The organism is Aquibacillus koreensis, assembly GCF_025154055.1.
GTDB classification, from domain to species: Bacteria; Bacillota; Bacilli; order Bacillales; family Amphibacillaceae; genus Aquibacillus_C; species Aquibacillus_C koreensis.
This window is the reverse complement of the sequence record NZ_JAOALK010000059.1, coordinates 54,170-75,588: the sequence shown is the minus strand read 5'-3', so window position 1 is coordinate 75,588 and position 21,419 is coordinate 54,170. Positions and strand designations below refer to the sequence as shown.

The following is a 21,419-nucleotide window of genomic DNA, read 5'->3' as shown; positions in this document are numbered from 1 at the left end:
TGAACTGACCTAGTAATATGAGACAAGAAAAAGCACCTATGCTGCCTTTGCCCTGAATTGAACAGGGGAAAGGCAGTTTAATTTTGAAAACGGTCGTATATAGTTGTAATAATACATGTAAGATTCGACTTTTTCTAGTACAATAGAGTTTGTAAGACGCGCCTTTTGGTGTGTGTAGAATTCTTCCGACTTTATGGTGGAGTGGAAGGATTCAATGACGGCATTATCAAAGCAATTGCCTTTGCGGGACATGCTTGTGATAATGCCTTTTTCTTCAGCTAACTCTTGAAAAGCATACGAAGTGTATTGCGATCCCTGGTCACTGTGAAGTATCAGTCCTTTCGTTTCTCGCCCATTACAAGCTGCTTTCAATGTTTCTAGCACTAGATCTACTTCTTGGTTATGACTAACTCGATAAGCAACAATTTCATTATTGTACAAATCCATGATGGATGATAAATACATCGTTGACTCTCCAAAATTCAAGTATGTTATATCTGTAACCCACTTTTGGTTAGGTCTATCTGCTTTAAAATTCTGTTCCAACAAATTTGGAACGATACATTTACTTTCACCAGCAATTTTTGATTTTCTTTTAGGTTTGACTCGACATTGGATGTTGTATTTTTGCATGATTCTTTGCACAGTTAACCTATTTACAGAAATATGATGATCCTCTTTTAATATTTTTTTAACCATTCTATGTCCAACTCTGTATTTTAGGGTTTTACAAATATCGATTATTTGTTGTTCTAGCTCAGTCGGTTCCCATGACTTTTGAAGCCAACGATAGTAAGTAGATCTAGGGACTCCAATACAATCACATATCATCGATACCGCATAAACTTCCTTTAATGACTCCACTAGCTCTATTACTACTTCTGGTACCAACTCCCTTCGATTTCCTGGTACTTTTTTAAGATTTCATTTTTAATTTTTAGATGCTTAACTTGCCGTTTTAATTGGTCTATTTCACTTAGCTCCTCAGGACCTTTCCCAAAGGAATATTGTTTACCAATGGGTTGCGACAGTCGGTGTTCCTCCCCATCACGAAACCATTTCATCCATCTTTTGATTTGACTAACGTTACGTATACCGCACTTCTCCATAATCTGTTTATTGGTATATTTTTTAGACAACTTCATTTCAATGACTTTCCTTTTAACCTCTTCAGAATAAACATTTTTATTTTCTCCCATGAGAAAAGCACCTCCAGTAGTCGTTTAATTTATATACGACTCAGGGGGTGCTTTTTCCTCTGTCTCATTTAGTTAGGTCACTCCAATGTCTAGTAGGTTTTTCTTTTTTATGAATATACTATTTTGGTGCATAGTTTCTATAAACTCCGTCGTAACATTGATAGTACATCCTCAAGGTTCTTATAGAATGATTGCTAAACCGCCGCTGCGGAAAAACACTCGCTTTCCGTGGGGAACGCCTCAGCCTCCTCGCTCGCAAATACCACTCACTGCGGGGTCTTCAGACTGTTCCTTTCCCACAGGAGTCTCGTGTTTTTCCTCCGCTATGTTTAGCTTTCTATTAAAGTGAGAAGTAAGCTAGTCATGATTTGTAGAGTTATTTGTACCAAATGCAATGGAAATGTATAACTCCTTTTGAAAGAGCTCAAGTTCGATTTTACTAAAAGCAGTAACTAGCGGATCGAGTGAAATTGGCGACACTCCTGCGGGAACAGCGCGTGCCGAAGATCCACTCAGGAGCGTACTTTGCGACTGAGTTAGCTGAGGCCGTGCCCGCGGAAAGGGAGCCAATTTCACTCGAGGAGCGGGGGGGTTAGTTACGACAGAGTTTATATCAACTCTGCACCACCTTATCTTCAAGATATTGATTTACGTGCCTTATACATGAGGTGCGATCAGAGGTGCAGAGGATGTAATATAACTTTTGGACTATTTTACAGAATCGAAACGCTTACATTTTAAAAACTTTGTTATATATGTTGACAAAGTTTTTAATTCTGCTATGATAAATGAAAATTCAAATAATTTAAACAATATGTTGAAGAAGACACATTCATTGAATAAGAATCTAAAGAGAGCTGGTGGTTGGTGTAAACCAGTGATTCTAGCATTGAATAGCACTTCGGAGTAGACAGACTGAAAACTAGTAGGTCTGTACGTTACATGCCCGTTATGCATGATACCAATGAAGACTGTTCTATTTAATCTTTTCGGCTGAACAGTGAAAAAGGGTGGTACCGCGTGAGTCCCAACTTTTCGCCCCTTACTATAAGTAGGTGGTGGAAAGTTTTTTTATTGTTTTTATTTATAATGTTGATAGACAAAAAGAGCAGGATTTGAGACTACCAATCATTCATTACTTATTAAGAATAGGGGGATTTAGTATGAAGTTTAAAGTGTTAATTAGTGATCCATTAAGTGAAGAAGGAATTTTGCCTTTAAAAGAAGCAGAGAACGTTGAAGTTGTGGTTGCTACAGACTTAAGTCCGGATGAACTTGCGAAAACGATTAAGGATTTCGACGCTTTGTTAGTGAGAAGTCAGACGAAGGTAACAAGAGAGATTATTCGTAATGCTAGTAAACTAAAAATCATTGGCCGTGCCGGTGTAGGGGTAGATAATATCGATTTAGACGCTGCGACGGAACATGGTGTAATTGTAGTTAATGCTCCGGATGGAAATACTAATTCTGCTGCGGAACATACAATGGCCATGCTGATGTCGTTAGCAAGAAAAATACCGCAAGCTTATTTTGCCTTAAAGAATCAGAAATGGGATAGAAAATCTCATGTTGGTGTAGAATTGAAGGGGAAAACGCTAGGGGTTATAGGGCTTGGAAGAATTGGTGCGGAAGTTGCAGCACGAGCACAAGGTCAACGAATGAACATTATCGCATATGATCCTTTTTTAACTGCAGAAAAGGCAGAGAAAATGGGAGTAGATTATGGAACAGTGGAAGATGTTGTGAAGAAAGCAGATTTTATTACCGTTCATACACCATTGTTGAAAGAAACTAAGCACCTTATTAATAAAGATACTTTCAAATTAATGAAAGATGGGGTACAGATTGTTAACTGTGCACGAGGCGGGATCATCGACGAAGATGCATTATATGAAGCAATAGTGACAAAGAAGGTTGCTGGTGCTGCGTTAGATGTATTTGAAGAAGAACCAGCAGTAAATCATAAGTTACTAGAACTCCATGAAGTAATTGCAACGCCACACTTAGGAGCGAGTACAGTGGAAGCGCAAGAGAATGTGGCTATTGATGTGAGTAAGGATGTTTTAAACTTTTTGACTACAGGTCTTGCAAGAAATCCGGTCAACCTACCATCCGTGCCGAAAGAAATCATGAGAAGGATTGAACCTTATTTTCACTTATCAGAAAAGCTAGGAATATTCTTAACGAACCTGACCGAGGGTGTTATTGAAGAGATAAATATTTATTATTCTGGTGAACTTGCTGAAGTAGAGGTTGCTCCATTAACGAGAAATACGATAAAAGGAATCTTAAAAAAGCATTTAGGTGAACATGTTAATGACGTAAATGCATCCTATATGGCTGAGAAAAAAGGAATAACGGTTAATGAACAAAAAACAAATACGTCTAAAGGTTTCACGAATCTATTAAAAGTCGAAGTGAAAACAAAAGAAGGAACAAAGTCAGTCGCTGGTACTTTGCTCAACGGTCTTGGTGCGCGTATTGTTCAAGTAGATACGTATAGTGTGGATCTTGTGCCAGAGGGACATTTAGTCTTTATCAGACATAAAGACCAGCCTGGCGCAATTGGTAGAGTAGGTAGCACGTTAGCAGATCAACAAATTAATATAGCAACGATGCAAGTAGGAAGATCTAATGTTGGTGGGGAAGCCATCATGTTATTAACTATTGATAAGCACCTTGATGAACAAGAGTTAGAACAGTTAGATCAACTAGCAGATATCTATGGTGTAACAGCAATTAATTTATAATAGTATTTCACACAAAAAGCAGCGTCTCTTTAAAGACACTGCTTTTTTGTTTTATACATTATTCAACTTATCTAATAAAGAAAATAACGCTGTTAAGTGATTAATTTCATAAGTAGGAATTACATCGTTTCGCTCTTTATCTTCACGATTAATCCAGACATTTTTAATTCCTGTTCGGTTAGCGCCTAAGATATCCGTCATTAAATTATCACCAACCATTAGTACTTCATCTTTTAGACACTTACTCTTTTCAAGCGCATAGGAAAATATTTCAGGATCCGGTTTCCCTTTACCAAAGTCACCAGAGATAATGATATGATCAAAATAATGTTGAATCTCAGGTGTAATGGTTAATTTCGTATTTTGTAATTCAGGTGAACCGTTAGTTAATAATAATAACTGATAGTTATCTTTTAATTGTTCCAATACAGAAAAAGTCTCTTCATACACAAATGGATTCTTTTTTCGCTGTATAGGAAATTGTTCTGCTAGAAAATGGCCGAACGCCGCATCATCAATTCCTAATGCTTGTAATCCTTTTGTCCAAGCATCTTTCCTATATGTCGGTACAATAGCTCTCATCTTTTGAAATTGTTCATGATCGTCCCCGAAATTGCCCCAGAGGCCTTCAAATGGGTTAATCCCAATCATTTGGGTGAATGCATATGTATCGTAGGAAGCATAGAGTTCTCGTGCTTCTTCACGTACTGCATCCTCCAATTCATCCGGATTGATATTATATTTTTGCTTAGCCAATTCACACGTTTCCCGGAATGCTTGTTTTACACTTCTATTGTCCCATAACAATGTATCATCCAGATCAAAAAAGATGGTTTTTATCAAGGTACGTTCCCCCATTAAATTATGATTGTATATATAACTTCTATAATAGTATAAGTTACAAGCTTAAATTTCAATGATTTTAAAAAATTCTGAAATTGGTAGAGTGTCATGGAGTTGGTAGAATAAAGATTTGTATTCATAGACCAATATCGTTTATAATCTATGAGTGGACAAAGACATAAGAGATATTGTTTACCTACGTATATAACAAAAAGCACAGCTCAGGTAGCTGTGCTTTTTCTACCAAGCCGTAAAAATAAAAGAGGTGTCCTTTTAAAAGATGATGGATTCTAAAGTAGTAAAAGAAGGCATTATTCTCGCAGTTGTGTATATTATTTTACTATTTCTTACATTGATTCTTCCTGGAAGTGAGCTAATCACTTTTTTCCTATTGCCAATCCCATTTATAATCTTTACATCGAGATATGAATGGAAATACTCAATCATATTCATAGTATTAACTTTACTCCTATCGATGTTTATTTCTGTTCTTTCGCTACCAATCGGTATAATGGCTGCGATCGGAGGAGTAATGATAGGATTTGCAATCAAGCAAAACCTCTCGCCTTATGAAACATGGGCAAGAGGAACAGTAGGATTTGTACTAGGATTATTATTTGTATTTATTAGCATACAAGGTTTGTTCCAAGTAAACTTGTTTGAAGAATTAAAACAAATGATCGATGAGTCACTTGAAATGAGTAATCAGATGATGAAAGATTTTGGTTTTAATCCATCTGTAGATGTTTCGGAACAAATAAAGCAACAAATGTATGATATTCTTAACCTCATACCATATATCATGGTGATGATCGCAATGGTGATCGGTTTTCTATCTCAATGGGTTAGTTACAAAGTCTTGAATAAATTAGAGAAAAGGAAATTATCTTTTCCTCCATTTAAGCGGTTTGCACTGCCAAAAATGATGATTTGGATTTACTTTTTTGCTTACTTGTTTACAATGTTTAGTATGCAACCGGATAGTATGCTATATATAAGTGTTATAAATATATTTCATCTAGTGGGCTTCTTACTTGTTTTACAAGGCTTTTCGTTTATCTTCTTTTTTGCAGAAAAAAAGGGGATTCCAAAGGCTGTACCAATAATTGTCATGATCTTTTCCTTTATAATTCCTGTTATAGGTCTTTATATCATAAGAATCTTAGGTATAATTGATTTAGGATTTTCTTTAAAGGAACGTTTAAACAATACAAAATAGCTCGTACCTTAGATTTTAGGAGCTGAACAGTTTATGCCAGAGTTTTTTAAAAAGCCAACAATGATGAGTAGTCATTTATGGGTCATTTATGTAATATCATTAGTTTTACTAGGATTCATTTGGTATTACCAATGGGTGGCTGGTATTATAATGACGGTTATATTAGTGGTTTCGATCTTTTATAGTGTTCGAACGGAAAAGAACCTTATTAGTGAAACGGAAGAATATATATCTACGCTTTCTTATCGAGTGAAAAAAGTCGGAGAAGAAGCTTTATTAGAAATGCCAATTGGTATTGTCTTATATAGTGAGGATTATCTTGTAGAATGGGCTAATCCATATATGAATAAGTTTACTACTGATGAAACGTTAGTTGGAAAATCATTAAATGAACTTTCCGATGAACTAATTACGATGATTAAAGAAGACAAAGAAGAAATTTGGATTACAATAAATGATTATGAATTTCAAATTCTCGCAAAAAAAGATGAACGTCTATTGTATTTATTCGATCGGACAAAACAAACGGAGATTCAAAACTTATATCATAATGAGCAAACAGTTTTAGGTATTATCTTCCTTGATAATTATGAAGAGATTACGCAAGCAATGGATGATACAAATAAAAGTCAAATAAATTCCCGCGTTACATCGATTTTAAATGATTGGTCCAACCAGTATGGAATTTATCTTAAAAGAACGTCACAAGAACGTTTCTTAGCAATTATGAATCAACAAATCTTAGATCAACTAGAAAAATCTAAATTTGAAATATTAGATGAAGTCCGTGAGCTCATATCTGATAATAAGAATGTCCCTTTAACACTGAGTATAGGGATTGGTTTAGGTGGAGTATCCTTACCTACCTTAGGGGAGTTAGCTCAATCTAGTTTAGACCTTGCCCTTGGTAGAGGGGGAGATCAGGTCGTGATTAAGGAAGAGTCTGGTAAAGTTCGTTTTTATGGCGGCAAAACAAACCCAATGGAAAAAAGAACCCGGGTAAGAGCGCGTGTCATCTCCCATGCGTTGAAAGAGCTTGTACAGGAAAGTGATCAAGTGATCATCATGGGACATAAATCACCAGACATGGATTCAATTGGAGCGGCAATCGGTATTCTAAAGGTTGCACAAGCCAATGATGTAAGTGGATATGTGATTTTGGATCCAAATGATGTCGATACAGGCGTACAACGTCTTGTAGAAGAGATAAAAGAAAATGATGATTTATGGTCCTATTTTATTGAACCTGAAAAGGCCTATGACATAGTCACTAAAAACACACTTATCGTAGTTGTTGATACACATAAGCCTTCTCTTGTTGCTGAAGAGAAACTGTTAAGTAAAACAGATCATGTTGTGGTCATTGACCATCACAGAAGAGCAGAAGAGTTCATCGAACATCCAACGCTCGTATATATGGAGCCATATGCATCTTCAACGGCTGAATTAGTAACAGAGTTGTTAGAGTATCAACCAAAGACATTAAAATTAAGCATGTTAGAATCAACGGCATTACTTGCAGGGATTATTGTAGACACAAAAAGTTTTACATTAAGAACAGGTTCTCGAACATTTGATGCTGCATCCTATTTAAGATCAAAAGGTGCAGATACGGTACTTGTACAAAAGTTTATGAAGGAAGACTTAGAGATTTATGTAAAACGAAGTCAATTGATTGAAAATACAAAAGTGTACCGTGATGGTATTGCGATATCAATGGGAAGTCCTGATGAAGCATTTGGGCCTGTTGTGATTGCACAAGCAGCAGATACACTTTTAACGATGAGTGGTATTGTAGCATCATTTGTCATATCGAAAAGAAAAGATGGGCGTATCGGTATAAGCGCTCGTTCGCTAGGCGACATCAATGTGCAGGTCATTATGGAAAAAATGAACGGTGGCGGACACTTAACTAATGCTGCCACACAATTGGATGATACAACTGTAAGTGAAGTTTATGATCAATTAAAAGGAATTATAGATGAATATATTGAAGGGGGAACTTCGGAATGAAAGTGATTTTTACAGAGGATGTTAAAGGTAAAGGTAAAAAAGGCGAAGTCAAAAATGTTTCGGACGGATATGCACGTAACTACCTATTAAAAAACAACTTAGCAGTAGAGGCTACTGGTGGAAATATGAAGGCCCTACAAGCCCAGAAAAATAAAGAACAACAACTAGAACAAGAAGAAGTGAATGAAGCGAAGAAATTAAAAGAAAAACTTGCTAATCTAGAAGTAACATTAAAAGCTAAATCTGGTGAAGGTGGCCGTTTGTTTGGCTCCATTACAAGTAAACAAATTGCAGAGGAATTAAAAAAGGCTCATAAAATAAAAATGGACAAGCGTAAGATTGAATTAGATCAACCGATCAGAGCGCTAGGATACACCAATGTGCCAGTGAAGTTACACCAAGAAGTAACAGGAACAATAAAAGTACACGTAGTAGAAGAATAAAAAGAATGGGAGGATGTCATCCTCCCATTCCGTAATTTATACGATAAGTAATAATCCTCGGAATAGAAGAAAAGCTACTAGCAAATATGATTTTATTACCCATATAAACTATGAAAACGACAATCTAGATTTCTTACATCTTCTTTTGGAAAGGAGCAAGCTCATGAGTGGAGAATGGAATGATCGCATCCCCCCGCATAATATAGAAGCTGAACAAGCTATTATCGGTGCAATATTTTTAGAACCAGAAGCACTCTCAACTGCTTCTGAATTATTGATGCCAGAAGACTTTTACCGAGCTAGTCATCAAAGAATATTTGGTGTCATGATGAGTTTGTCTGATAAAGGGGAGCCAATTGATCTAGTTACTGTTACGACAGCACTGTCCAATGCAAAAATATTAGACGAGGTTGGTGGAGTTTCCTATTTAAGTGATTTAGCAAACGCCGTCCCAACTGCTGCTAATGTTGGTTACTACTGTAAGATCGTAGAAGAAAAAGCATTGTTAAGAAGATTAATACGAACTGCAACTGATATTGTAAGTATTAGTTATGATGGTGAAGATGAAGTAGATAATGTATTGAATGAAGCGGAAAAAAATATACTAGAAGTTTCAAACAAACAAAAGTCTGGTTCTTTCAAGAATATTAAAGATGTCCTTATCGAAGTCTATGATAATATTGAACAATTACATCAAAACCATGCAGATGTAACAGGTATTCCAACTGGTTTTAGAGATTTAGATAAAATAACTTCAGGATTTCAACGCAATGATTTAATCATTGTAGCAGCTCGACCTTCTGTAGGTAAAACAGCCTTTGCTTTGAATATTGCGCAAAGTGTCGCTGTTAAAACAGACGAAAATGTTGCTATTTTTAGTTTAGAGATGGGTGCAGAACAGCTCGTAAACCGTATGATCTGTGCGGAAGGTAATATTGATGCACAACGCTTAAGAACAGGTAGCCTTATACCAGAGGACTGGGGAAAGCTCACGATGGCAATGGGAAGCCTGTCTAATGCAGGGATCTTTATTGATGATACACCTGGTATCCGTGTAAGTGAAATCAGATCCAAATGCCGTAGATTGAAACAAGAGCATGGATTAGGCATGATCCTTATCGATTACCTTCAATTAATTCAGGGTAGCGGTAAGCCTGGTGAAAACAGACAACAAGAGGTATCTGAAATCTCTCGTTCACTAAAAGGTTTAGCAAGAGAGTTAAATGTCCCATTAATCGCCTTATCACAGCTATCACGTGGTGTAGAATCTAGACAAGATAAACGTCCAATGATGTCTGACTTACGTGAATCTGGAAGTATTGAGCAGGATGCCGATATCGTAGGATTCTTATATAGAGATGACTATTATGATAAAGAATCGGAGAAACAAAATATCATTGAGATTATCTTAGCAAAGCAACGTAATGGTCCTGTAGGTACAGTAGAATTAGCGTTCGTAAAGGAATATAACAAATTCGTAGATTTAGATCACAGGTATCAGGAAAGTGATATTCCACCTGTGGGCGCAGGAGCATAAAATGAAAGACATTACACTTCTAGACAGGGGCGTAATGTCTTTTTATGTTGAAGAAGGATTGATGGTATTTGCACTTTTTGTATAGCGTATGTCATATCACAAGTTAATAAGGGAATACAACACAAGCGGCTATGAGAGACCTTATTTTCCTATTTTAGGAAAATTTAAAATCTAAGCGGCTATACAGTACGTTATTTTAGCAAAATGCCCATGTAATCAATGAAATCAGGGCAAATAAGGGATCTGGTGACCGCTAAAATAATATAAACGAAGATTTCGGACAAATAACGGATCTCTTAGCCGCCAAAATCGACCATAGATTAGCGGCTGCTATAGTTACGTCGCATTTTGTATCAACAGCGAATAAATAACAGTTCGAAAAAAATAACTACACGGTGGATGAATGAATTTCACCATTTATCATTATAATAAAGATGTATGATGATGTATTAAACACGAACAAATGTATATTGAGGATAACAATTGTTCGTTATTCTCATTGACATGTTATCCATCGATTGGTAAACTTACTTTGTGATAAAAATAATTGGCGGAGGTGCCTTACATGTCCTCAGTAGTAGTTGTTGGAACCCAGTGGGGTGATGAAGGAAAAGGAAAAATAACAGATTTTCTTTCTCAGAATGCGGAAGTTGTTGCACGATATCAAGGTGGGAACAATGCTGGTCATACGATAAAATTTGACGGTATTACATATAAATTACACTTGATTCCATCAGGGATCTTTTTTAATGATAAGGTTTGTGTTCTAGGTAATGGAATGGTTATCGATCCTAAGGCCTTAGTTGAAGAAATAAAGTATCTACACGACAAAGGAGTTTCAACTGATAACTTACGTATTAGTAACCGAGCTCATGTTATTCTTCCTTACCACTTAAAGTTAGATGTGTTACAGGAAGAAGAAAAAGGCGTAAATAAAATTGGTACAACTAAAAAGGGAATTGGTCCAGCCTATATGGACAAAGCAGCAAGAGTAGGTATCCGAATTGCTGATTTAATGGATAAAGAATTATTTAAAGAAAAATTAGAACAGAATCTTAAAGAGAAAAATCGTTTATTTGAGAAACTGTATGATACTGAATTAATTAAAGTAGAAGATATATTAGAAGAATATTATCAATATGGACAAGAAATTGCACAATATGTCTGTGATACATCTGTAGTATTAAATGATGCGTTAGATGAAGGAAGACGTGTATTATTTGAAGGTGCACAGGGAGTTATGCTTGATATTGACCAAGGTACTTACCCATTTGTAACTTCTTCTAACCCGATTGCTGGTGGAGTAACCATTGGCTCAGGTGTAGGTCCATCAAAAATTGACCATGTTGTTGGGGTGTCAAAAGCATATACAACGCGTGTTGGTGACGGTCCATTCCCAACGGAACTTCACAATGATATTGGTGATACAATAAGAGAAGTTGGTAATGAATATGGAACGACAACAGGAAGACCAAGAAGAGTTGGTTGGTTTGACAGTGTTGTTGTTCGTCATGCACGTCGTGTAAGTGGTATTACTGATTTATCGTTAAATTCCATCGATGTGTTAACAGGAATTGAAACATTAAAAATTTGTACTGCTTATCAATATAAAGGTAAAGTAATGAATGAATTTCCTGCTAGTCTAAAGGTACTTGCTGAATGTGAGCCAGTATATGAAGAGTTACCAGGTTGGACTGAGGATATAACTGGTGTAACTAACCTAGATGAGCTTCCTGCAAATGCTCGTCATTACCTAGAGAGAATTTCACAATTAACACAAATACCATTATCGATCTTCTCCGTGGGTCCGGATCGTAAACAGACTAACGTAGTCAGAAGTGTTTATAGTTAATAAGAGTAAAAAAAGCCGTTGAAGTAAGAGATTACTTCAACGGCTTTTTTATAAGTAAATACAGACTTGATAGAAAATCTGTCCTAATAGCCACTAGCTGAGTTTTCGTCATCTTAATCCCTGAATACGAGAACAATACTGCATTTAAACGGACATTTTTCCCTCTATTTTAGTTATTTCTACGTATTTTAGCCTGTTGGTGGACATTTGTTCCGTTATTTCATCGAAATCGTAAGAAAATTGCTTCAAAATAAAGAAATAGCGGAACAAATGTCCGCGAGAAGCATCAAAATGATCAATTTAGTAAAAATAGCGGAATAAATGTCCGCATACAAAGGTCATTGTGTGTCGCTAGGTCCTGCTTGTTTAGTTACTTCGCACTCTATACAAACTATGTAATTTAAATTATATCTTCAATAGCTCAATTCCCTAATAACCGGACACTAGTCCTATCTAGCATCCTACAATAGGAACAACAAGCAAATTATTACAATAAAGTAACATTATAAACGAAATGGTGTAATAAACAGTAGAAAAATAGGAGGATTTTGGAAGTAATGATACAGTTTCTTTACATTACCTTGAAAACTATTTAATTATGGACTCTATCTGTGGTAGATTAAAATAGGCATTAATAGAGATGCTACATAAATTTTACAAAATAACTGAATCAGATAAACATACATGTGTAAGTTGCAATGTAGTAGGAGGACTGTAACATGTGGAAGAGTATGATGGAAACTAAACCAATGAAAATAACAGATTCTAAATCAATGAGTCTAGCGAAGAAGACAATTATTACAACAGCATTAGGTCTGGGGCTAACATTTAATGTTGCATTCGCAGATGATTTAGAATTATCAACAGTATTTCATGTATATGTTGATGGTGAACACGTTGGTATGGTAAATAGCAAGGAAGTAATTCAATCTTATATAGATGATCTAATAGATGAAAAAGAAGAACAGTACACAGATTATAACTTTGTTGCTGGTGAAAAGGTTTCCTATGTGGAAGAAAAGGTCTTCCGTCCAAATACTTCAAATAGTGACGTTATAGAAGTATTAGATGATGAATTATCAATTATGGTTGAATCATACCAAGTTAAAATTGGTGAAAAAGTACTTGGCTATTTTAAAGATGAGGAAACTGCCAAGACAACTTTAGATCATTTTAAAGCAAAATATGTGGACCTTGAAATTATTAAACAACTAGAAGAGCAAGATCAACAAGATGAAGAACAAGAAGTCTCTTTATCTGTTGGTGATTCTAAAATAATAGACGTTCAACTATCTGAAGAAGTTTCAATGTCGGAAGAAAAAGTTTCTCCAGATGAAATAATTACAGAAGAACAAGGTCAAAAGCTATTAGAAAAAGGTACATTAGAAGATAAAAAACACGCAGTTGATGAAGGCGAAGTACTAGGTGCAATTGCCATCAAATATGACCTTGAAATGGAGCAATTATTAGAATTAAATCCAGAACTTGATGAAGATTCCGTTTTACAAATTGGTCAAGAACTAAATGTTACAGCTTATCAGCCATTTCTTAATGTGATTATAAAAGAAGAAAAACTAGTTGAAGAAACAATTAACTACGAATCAGAAGTAGTTGAAACGGATGACTTATATAAAGGCGATACAAAAGTGAAACAAGATGGACAAGAAGGTAAGAAAGAAGTCCATTATGTAATTGAAAAAGTGAATGGTAAACAAGCTAAAAAAGAAGTAGTCGAGGAAACAGTTACGAAAGAACCGGTTAAAAAGATTGTACTAAAAGGGACAAAAGTTGTACCTTCTAGAGGATCTGGTCAATTCCAATGGCCTGCAGTCGGTGGCCATATTACAAGTCATGTAGGAATGAGATGGGGATCTCACCACAAAGGTATTGATATTGCTGGTGTAAGTAACCGTTCTATCCTTGCAGCTGATAATGGTACAGTGGTATCTGCTGGCTGGGACGGTGGTTACGGAAATAAAGTAGTAATTAATCATAATAACGGATATAGAACCGTGTACGCACACTTGTCTTCGATTAATGCTAAAGTAGGACAGACTGTTACAAAGGGAAGTCAAATTGGTGTTATGGGTTCTACTGGTAACTCTACTGGTGTTCACTTACATTTTGAAGTATATAAAAATGGATCTTTACAAAACCCAGCAGGATTATTTTAATTAGATAGTTATGTATTACCCTAATCAAATATAAACTAAACCAACCCTTGTTGTATGCGTGCAACAAGGGTTTTATATCATTTTGTACTAGTAGTTAAAGGAAATAGCACATTAAGTATTCCTTTCTTATAGAATAAAAAGACATTTATTTGAAATTAATGTAGAATGAGAGTTAACTAAAGCCTGTGAAGGATGTGTAGTTTATGAGTCAAAAAATTCTAGTTGTTGATGATGAAAAGCCAATTGCCGATATTTTGAAATTTAATCTAGAAAAAGAAGGATATCAGGTAGTTTGTGCATATGACGGTGATGAAGCGATTCGATTAACTGAACAGGAAAACCCAGATCTTCTTTTATTAGATATTATGTTACCTAATAAAGATGGAAATGAAGTGTGTAGAGAAGTACGTAAAAAATATACAATGCCAATTATTATGATTACGGCAAAAGATTCTGAAATAGACAAAGTATTAGGGCTTGAATTAGGTGCAGATGATTACGTAACCAAACCTTTTAGTAATAGGGAAGTTATTGCACGTGTGAAAGCAAACTTAAGAAGACAACAACAAGTCCCAGCAGATCAAACACGAGCAAATAAAGATATAAAAATTGGATCACTTGTCATTCATCCAGATGCCTATACCGTTACAAAGGATGCAAAGCAAATTGAATTAACGCATCGTGAGTTTGAATTACTCCATTATTTATCTCGACACATTGGGCAAGTAATGACTCGAGAGCACCTTTTAGAAACGGTATGGGGATATGACTATTACGGTGATGTAAGAACAGTTGATGTAACGGTAAGGCGATTAAGGGAGAAAATAGAAGACAACCCTAGTAATCCTTTATGGATTGTAACTAGAAGAGGTGTTGGATATTATCTAAGAAATCCTGAACAGGAGTAATATTTTATATGAAGAAAGTAAGCTTTTTTCAGTCCATACAATTTAAAATCGTTATCGTGTTAGTGTTATTGTTACTACTAGCAATCCAAGTAGTCAGTGCATATTTTGCTCAGAAATTAAAGGAAAATTTAGAAAGTAGCTTTGAGCAAAACATTGAACAACGTATTGATGTTTTAAGCAATAACCTGGAAAGAGAATTTCTAAAAGAACGTTCCGAAGATGGTGAGGGTCCATCGCTTCAGGATGCAGTTGAAGATATATTGGACCTCTATGCAGGACCAAATACAGGTTTTTATACAGACTTACAGGTTATTGATCGACAAAATCGAATAATTGGAACGAATAACAATCAAACTGATCGTGTTGGCAAACGGGTTACTGGCGAAAATGGCGTTAATTTAGTATTTCTTTACGGTGAACCTAGAGAATATATGTATCGAGATAATTATACTAGGGACCGGGATCGAATGTATGTAAGGATTGAGCCGTTAGAAGTTAGTGAAGAAGATAAGCCTATTGGCGTTTTAGTTATTGAAACATCAAAAGAAGAAGTCTATACCCAATTAGAAGAAATTAATAAAATCTTCTTGAACGGGACCATTATTGCAATAATCGTTTCTGTTCTTGTTGGTATATTGGTAGCGAGATCGATCACAAAACCAATCTCTGAAATGAGAAAGCAAGCGATGATTATGTCCACCGGTGACTTTTCCAAAAGAGTTAATGTGTATGGTGGAGATGAAATTGGACAGTTAGCAACAACCTTTAACGATATGAATGATAAGTTAAGGCATGCTAATCATACAACAGAAGAAGAGCGTAGGAAATTAAGTTCTGTTCTCTCTAATATGTCTGATGGCGTAATTGCTGCAGATGAAACTGGAGTTGTTACGTTAATGAATGTTCCAGCTTCTGAGTTAATTGGGAAGACATTTGAAGAGATAAAAGGGAAAGCATTAATAGATGTACTCCAACTGGAAGATCAGATTGTAGATTTAATGGACTTTCAGGAAACTGGATCGATCACCATTGATTTTAGTGATGACGAACAATTTTTCCTAATAAAGGCGAATTTCTCTGTTGTGTTGGATGAGTATGATCAATTCAACGGTTTAATTACGGTAATAAGTGACGTAACGGAACAAGAAAAAGTTGAGAGAGAACGTAGAGAATTTGTATCAAATGTTTCTCACGAATTACGTACACCGCTAACAACAATGAGAAGCTATTTAGAGGCTTTGACGGATGGTGCATGGGAGGATAAGGAGATAGCACCACGTTTTCTTGAAGTGACACAGAATGAAACAGAACGAATGATACGTTTAGTCAATGATTTATTACAATTATCAAAAATGGATCATAAAGAACAAACGATGTATAAAGAAAGAGTAAATATCACCCCTTTCTTTCACCATATTATCGATCGATTCGAAGTGAATAAAACAGAGAATATCATCATAGAGCGACAGTTGCCTAAAGATAGTTTATTCTTGTGGATCGATAAAGACAAGATTACGCAGGTCATAGATAATGTCATGTCCAATGCGTTTAAGTACTCTCCAGAAGGTGGAAAAATTAAATTTAAAGTTGTGAAAGTAAGACAAAAAGTCAAAATATCTATTTCTGATCAAGGATTAGGAATAGCACCTGAGAAACTAGATAAAATATTTGACCGATTTTACCGTGCGGATAAGGCAAGGTCAAGAGAATTAGGTGGAACAGGTCTTGGATTAGCAATTGCTAAAGAAATAATTGAAGCACATCATGGGCAAATATGGGCAGAAAGTCAAGAAGGTAAGGGGACAACGATTCTCTTTACACTTCCGCTTATTAATAGAAAGCGGGGGGAAAAATAATGAAAATTGAAAAAGTGAAAACATTCATCCTAACTTTCTTAGTGGGACTTAGTTTAGTCATGACTTTCACACTTTGGAATTCTGAAACAAATTATGATGTAAATGAGGAAGACAGAGACCCAATACCTGCATCTTTGAATGGAAATGCAGATGAAACAAAGAAATCAGTTATAAAACCTAATATGATTATCTTTCACATGGAAGAGGGTCAACCGAAAGGATTTTTAAATAAGCAAAAAGAAACACAGCTCTATGATCAAATGTTAAATTGGGCGCTATTTGACTTTAATCCGGATTATGAAGGTGAGGATTTTAGTCCAAATGATTTGAACCAAATTGAAGTAATCTTTCCGACTGCGATACCAGCAGATTTTATTGCAGATTTATTTAGGGTAGATAAAGACTCAACGGTTATACCAGAGAGTACTTTTGATCGTATGTATATATCGATGGACGAGGATCGAACCAAAAATCACATTCATTTTAGGAATACTGAAAATGGGATAACCATAAATGCAAGTATTCAGAGTGCAGCTACTGTAATGGATTCATTAAGAAACAAATATAATAGCTCTAATATGGTGGAATATACTTTATTTGAGAATAGTGCGAATCAAAGGATCTATTTGCCTAAAGAAGCGAATATGAAGAAACATATAGTACGTTACCAAACCATTGGAATAACACCTTTAAAGAATTTGCTATTCGTTAATCCATCAGCCCTTCATTGGACTAGAATTTCTGCAGATAGTGAGACTTTTACAGATGGATATAGAGAGCTAAATAAGAACACATACCACATGGATTTTATGAATATGACAGATTTTACAAACGGAGACATCAAAAGGGAACAACTCATAAATGAGACGATACAATGGTTAAATGCACATAAAGGCTGGACCACGCATAAAGATTATCAATATGTACTATCAGACTTGGACAAAAGTACAGTGAAATATCGCTTAAATTATAATGGGTATTCCATATTTGAAAAGGATATTTATTCTGCGATCACAATCCAATGGAACAATCAAACCGTGTATCAGTATAATCGACCATTAATCCAGTTGAATGAGGCCGAGTATATGCAAGAATTAGGTCAGGAGGAGCTAATTGATGCTAACGAACTCATAAGTATTTTAGAATTAAATAAGCAATATCAATCGATGACCATTTTTGATGTTGCGCTTGGGTATAAAATTGAAGAACTAGGTGGACAAGTCTTTAAGTTAACTCCTGCTTGGTTTATTAAGGGACATAGTGGATGGAGCGAATTTAAAGAACCAAAAGAAGTAGGAGGCGTTGATAGTGCAGTGGAGTCAAATTAAGACACTATTTATTATATGCTTCTTAGTTTTAGATCTTTTCTTACTTCGTCAATATCTAGCTAGTCAGAAATCCGAAATTACCACTATACCTCAAGTATCCTCTACAGAAGAGGATTTAAGTGTAAATTTATACGGTACAGAAATTTTATCGCGTGATCAAGTAATGAAAGAACCATTAATTACTGCTGCAAGTAAAGAATTTTCTGAGGAAGAAATAAGTACATTAAAATCCTTACCAAATCAAGATATAGCAGTTGTTAACAACACAACCATTATTTCTAGATTTAAAGAACCAGTACCAATTAATGTCGAAAGCATAAAACCAGAAACGTTACAAAATTCATTTCTAAATAGTGATCAATATGTGAAGTGGGATGAGGAAGAAGATACGAACATAATTGTCTATTTTCAAACGATGGAGCGACCTATTTATTTTAATCGAGCAGGTTTATTATTAATTCAATTAAATGAGGATAATGAGATGATTGGTTATATACAAACAATGCTTGTAGAGGTAGATGAGCCTAAAGAAGATAGAACGCTAATCACCGATTATAATGCCGTTTCAACACTTTTCAATAATGCAAAAGTTATTAGGTCAGAACAAACCATTGAAAAAGCAGAGCTTGGATACCATAATTTAATCCCTTCACCATATGGTGTACAAGTATTGAATCCAACATGGAAAATTACGGTTAGCGAGCGGGATAATCGGGAGAGTTTTCTTGTAAATGCGATTGAAGGCCATTATTTTGCGAGAGATGAGGACACCTTCTTAGCTAATACAATAGATAGCTTTGTGCAGGATTTTCGAACTACGAATAGAACGCAGATAGAGATCTTTAGCAATGGTAAGAACCTAGAAGAAGAAGAAGAGAAAGAAAATTTCATAGAAGAAATAATCACTCAATTAACAACAAATATCAATGACTAATGGAGTGGAGAGCAAATGACTTTAAGTTTTAGTGTGCTTGCATCTGGAAGTTCGGGGAACGCATTTTATATTGGAACGGAAAAAGAAAAGATATTAGTAGATGCAGGTTTAAGTGGAAAAGAAATCGAACGGTTATTTATGGAAGCAGATCTTAATCCAGAAGAGATAACAAAAATCTTAGTAACGCATGAACACAGTGACCACATTAAGGGATTAGGCATTCTAGCTAGACGCTTTAATCTACCCATATATGCAAATGAAAAAACATGGAAAGCAATGGAGAACGCAATAGGAAAGTTAAGCTTAGATCAAAAGTATGTATTTAATATGGAAGAAGTAAAAACGTTTGGAGATTTAGATGTGGAATCTTTCGGTGTATCTCATGACGCAGCGGAGCCTATGTTTTACACGTTCCATCATGAAGGAAAGAAAGTAGCACTTGTCACTGACCTTGGTTATGTATCTGAACGAATCAAGAAGACGGTAGAAAATGCTGATGCGCTTATATTTGAATCAAACCATGATGTCTCCATGTTACGTATGGGACGTTACCCATGGAATGTAAAGCGTCGAATCTTAGGTGATTCCGGTCACGTATCGAATGATGATTGTGCAATCGCTCTAACAGATATCATTGGCAATAATACGAAGCGTATTTATTTGGCGCATTTAAGTAAAGATAATAATATGAAAGAATTAGCAAGGATGTCAGTAGAAAATCACTTAAATGACAATGGATTTACAATAGGAGACAGCTTGGAAATACATGATACCGACCCAAGTAATCCAACACCTTTATATAAAGTTGTTTAAATTTACTGGACAAAAGCCAAACTATATTAACAGGAACCGAGGATTAATAAGAAAGGACTGTTAAGATGGGGTATTATGATAGTCATTATCGAAGAGCAAGAAGGCGAAGTAATTGGCTATATCCAGCAGTACTTGGTCTAGTTGTTGGTATCTTTTTATTTGCAGTTGCGCTTCCTACCTTAATTAATAACAATTTATTGCCATATGACATCGTTGTTAAGCAGCAACCAGACACTGGGATCTTACAAGGTTTTGAAGAGGAGCGGGCTACGAACCCAGCAGTAGAGACACAAAATCTAAATGTAAATGTTTCTACACAAATTACAGATATTGTAGGAAGGGTAGCACCGGCAGTAGTTGGGGTAGTTAACATACAATCGCAAGGGAGTTTTTGGCAACAACAAGGCTCTGGTGAAGCTGGTACTGGTTCTGGAGTAATCTATAAAGTAGATAACGGAAGTGCCTATGTGGTTACAAATCACCACGTAATAACAGGTGCAGATGAAATAGAAGTGGTTCTATCAGATGACACGCATGTGACTGCGGAACTTAAAGGCAGCGACTTATTCACTGATTTGGCCGTCTTAGAAATGGATGCTTCCCATGTGGATAAAGTAGTGGAACTAGGCAACTCTGAAAATGTGAAGGTAGGAGAACCAGCTATAGCAATTGGTAGTCCTTTGGGATTACACTTATCTGGTTCTGTAACACAAGGCATTGTTAGCGGGAAACAACGAGCTATTCCACAAGATTTTGACCAAGATGGACGGGCCGATTGGCAAGCAGAAGTTATTCAGACAGATGCTGCCATTAATCCAGGTAACAGTGGTGGAGCACTTATCAATATTAGTGGACAGTTAATTGGGATTAATTCGATGAAGATTGCACAGTCAGCAGTAGAGGGAATAGGCTTTGCGATCCCTATAGACGATGCGATTCCAATTATTAAACAGTTGGAAACAGAAGGAAAAGTAACCCGACCTTATTTAGGTGTAGAGGCTTATTCTTTAGAGGATGTTGCCCAAGTTGAGTGGGAAAGAAGCTTATACTTACCTAAAGAAGTTGACTCAGGTATTTATTTAAGAAGTATAGAGCCAATGTCACCTGCAAGTAGTGCGGGCTTAGAACCTTATGATGTGATCACCCACTTAGACGGAAATGAAATCCAAAATATTATAGGTCTGAGAAAGCATCTTTACCAAGAAAAAGATGTCGGTGATCCTATGACGATTACGTATTATCGAAATGGAGAAAGATATGAAACTACGGTAGAATTAGTTGCGCAAGATTATTAAAAAGAGTAAAAGGCAGTTATCTTATGTAGATAACTGCCTTTTTTTGTTAGTAAGTAGCAAAGTTATGCACAGACTGTGGATAAACCTGAGGATAAGTCTCTATATATGGTAGGGAACATTTATTCTTGTACAAAATAGAGAGTAGGCTAATTATTAGATTGTCTAAATCTTGTGGAGAACCTGTTTATAATTACTACTTCGTTGTTGATAATCATATTTTAGCAGCTTCTGTGTACAACTCTGTGGATAACAACA

At 35.7% G+C, this 21,419-nt stretch carries 15 protein-coding genes and 1 other annotated feature; of the genes, 13 read left to right on the top strand and 2 right to left on the bottom strand.

Annotated features, from left to right (window positions below):
• Positions 1–36: 36 nt before the first annotated feature.
• A protein-coding gene (locus NYQ66_RS19220; protein WP_259867866.1) for an IS3 family transposase occupies positions 37–1,199 on the bottom strand; the annotation gives its coding sequence in 2 pieces (ribosomal slippage) (positions 37–917 and positions 917–1,199; 1,164 coding nt in all).
• Between the two features lie 808 nt (positions 1,200–2,007).
• Positions 2,008–2,245, top strand: a binding site (T-box leader).
• 117 nt (positions 2,246–2,362) lie between these two features.
• On the opposite strand from NYQ66_RS19220, the gene serA reads away from it, so the two are divergent.
• The gene (gene serA / locus NYQ66_RS19215; protein ID WP_259871846.1) at positions 2,363–3,949 is read left to right on the top strand and encodes a phosphoglycerate dehydrogenase; all 1,587 of its coding nucleotides are present in this window, start codon (positions 2,363–2,365) and stop codon (positions 3,947–3,949) included.
• Positions 3,950–4,000: 51 nt separating this feature from the next.
• Here serA and NYQ66_RS19210 read toward each other — a convergent pair whose 3' ends face one another.
• Complete coding sequence (locus tag NYQ66_RS19210) at positions 4,001–4,792, bottom strand: HAD family hydrolase (RefSeq protein WP_259871845.1); 792 nt, start codon at positions 4,790–4,792, stop codon at positions 4,001–4,003.
• Positions 4,793–5,072: 280 nt separating this feature from the next.
• Here NYQ66_RS19210 and NYQ66_RS19205 point away from each other — a divergent pair, with 280 nt between their 5' ends.
• The 12 genes from NYQ66_RS19205 (at position 5,073) to NYQ66_RS19150 (ending at position 21,164) form a co-directional block, all read left to right on the top strand.
• On the top strand, positions 5,073–6,011 hold the full coding sequence (locus NYQ66_RS19205; protein WP_259871844.1) for a YybS family protein: 939 nt from the start codon (positions 5,073–5,075) through the stop codon (positions 6,009–6,011).
• Positions 6,012–6,044: 33 nt separating this feature from the next.
• A complete protein-coding gene (locus NYQ66_RS19200) occupies positions 6,045–8,024 on the top strand; it encodes a DHH family phosphoesterase (RefSeq protein WP_259871843.1) in 1,980 nt (659 codons plus the stop codon).
• Complete coding sequence (rplI, locus tag NYQ66_RS19195) at positions 8,021–8,467, top strand: 50S ribosomal protein L9 (protein WP_259871842.1); 447 nt, start codon at positions 8,021–8,023, stop codon at positions 8,465–8,467. The genes NYQ66_RS19200 and rplI overlap by 4 nt, the downstream gene beginning before the upstream one ends.
• Before the next feature lie 163 nt (positions 8,468–8,630).
• Complete coding sequence (gene dnaB, locus NYQ66_RS19190) at positions 8,631–10,004, top strand: replicative DNA helicase (protein ID WP_259871840.1); 1,374 nt, start codon at positions 8,631–8,633, stop codon at positions 10,002–10,004.
• Between the two features lie 565 nt (positions 10,005–10,569).
• Complete coding sequence (locus NYQ66_RS19185) at positions 10,570–11,856, top strand: adenylosuccinate synthase (RefSeq protein WP_259871838.1); 1,287 nt, start codon at positions 10,570–10,572, stop codon at positions 11,854–11,856.
• Between the two features lie 719 nt (positions 11,857–12,575).
• The gene (locus tag NYQ66_RS21450) at positions 12,576–14,030 is read left to right on the top strand and encodes a M23 family metallopeptidase (protein ID WP_272479997.1); all 1,455 of its coding nucleotides are present in this window, start codon (positions 12,576–12,578) and stop codon (positions 14,028–14,030) included.
• A gap of 203 nt (positions 14,031–14,233) precedes the next feature.
• Positions 14,234–14,938, top strand: a complete 705-nt coding sequence (gene yycF, locus NYQ66_RS19175; protein ID WP_259871837.1) for a response regulator YycF — start codon at positions 14,234–14,236, stop codon at positions 14,936–14,938.
• 8 nt (positions 14,939–14,946) lie between these two features.
• Positions 14,947–16,794, top strand: coding sequence for a cell wall metabolism sensor histidine kinase WalK (gene walK, locus NYQ66_RS19170; RefSeq protein ID WP_259871836.1), 1,848 nt, complete (start codon positions 14,947–14,949; stop codon positions 16,792–16,794).
• Positions 16,794–18,122: a YycH family regulatory protein gene (locus tag NYQ66_RS19165; protein ID WP_259871835.1), complete on the top strand. Its 1,329-nt coding sequence runs from the start codon at positions 16,794–16,796 to the stop codon at positions 18,120–18,122. Before walK ends, NYQ66_RS19165 begins: the two co-directional genes overlap by 1 nt.
• Positions 18,103–19,056, top strand: a complete 954-nt coding sequence (locus tag NYQ66_RS19160) for a two-component system regulatory protein YycI (RefSeq protein ID WP_259871833.1) — start codon at positions 18,103–18,105, stop codon at positions 19,054–19,056. The genes NYQ66_RS19165 and NYQ66_RS19160 overlap by 20 nt, the downstream gene beginning before the upstream one ends.
• Before the next feature lie 15 nt (positions 19,057–19,071).
• Entirely contained in the window at positions 19,072–19,869 is a 798-nt protein-coding gene (locus NYQ66_RS19155) for an MBL fold metallo-hydrolase (protein ID WP_259871832.1), read from the top strand.
• Between the two features lie 65 nt (positions 19,870–19,934).
• Positions 19,935–21,164, top strand: a complete 1,230-nt coding sequence (locus NYQ66_RS19150) for a S1C family serine protease (protein WP_259871830.1) — start codon at positions 19,935–19,937, stop codon at positions 21,162–21,164.
• Positions 21,165–21,419: the final 255 nt, after the last annotated feature.

Excerpts from the sequence above, each read along its gene's own strand:
- NYQ66_RS19200 (WP_259871843.1), top strand. The coding sequence starts at position 6,045 with ATGCCAGAGTTTTTTAAAAAGCCAACAATGATGAGTAGTCATTTATGG.
- NYQ66_RS19150 (WP_259871830.1), top strand. The coding sequence starts at position 19,935 with ATGGGGTATTATGATAGTCATTATCGAAGAGCAAGAAGGCGAAGTAAT.
- rplI (WP_259871842.1), top strand. The coding sequence starts at position 8,021 with ATGAAAGTGATTTTTACAGAGGATGTTAAAGGTAAAGGTAAAAAAGGC.
- NYQ66_RS19155 (WP_259871832.1), top strand. The coding sequence starts at position 19,072 with ATGACTTTAAGTTTTAGTGTGCTTGCATCTGGAAGTTCGGGGAACGCA.
- yycF (WP_259871837.1), top strand. The coding sequence starts at position 14,234 with ATGAGTCAAAAAATTCTAGTTGTTGATGATGAAAAGCCAATTGCCGAT.
- NYQ66_RS19165 (WP_259871835.1), top strand. The coding sequence starts at position 16,794 with ATGAAAATTGAAAAAGTGAAAACATTCATCCTAACTTTCTTAGTGGGA.
- walK (WP_259871836.1), top strand. The coding sequence starts at position 14,947 with ATGAAGAAAGTAAGCTTTTTTCAGTCCATACAATTTAAAATCGTTATC.
- NYQ66_RS21450 (WP_272479997.1), top strand. The coding sequence starts at position 12,576 with ATGTGGAAGAGTATGATGGAAACTAAACCAATGAAAATAACAGATTCT.
- dnaB (WP_259871840.1), top strand. The coding sequence starts at position 8,631 with ATGAGTGGAGAATGGAATGATCGCATCCCCCCGCATAATATAGAAGCT.
- serA (WP_259871846.1), top strand. The coding sequence starts at position 2,363 with ATGAAGTTTAAAGTGTTAATTAGTGATCCATTAAGTGAAGAAGGAATT.
- NYQ66_RS19185 (WP_259871838.1), top strand. The coding sequence starts at position 10,570 with ATGTCCTCAGTAGTAGTTGTTGGAACCCAGTGGGGTGATGAAGGAAAA.
- NYQ66_RS19205 (WP_259871844.1), top strand. The coding sequence starts at position 5,073 with ATGATGGATTCTAAAGTAGTAAAAGAAGGCATTATTCTCGCAGTTGTG.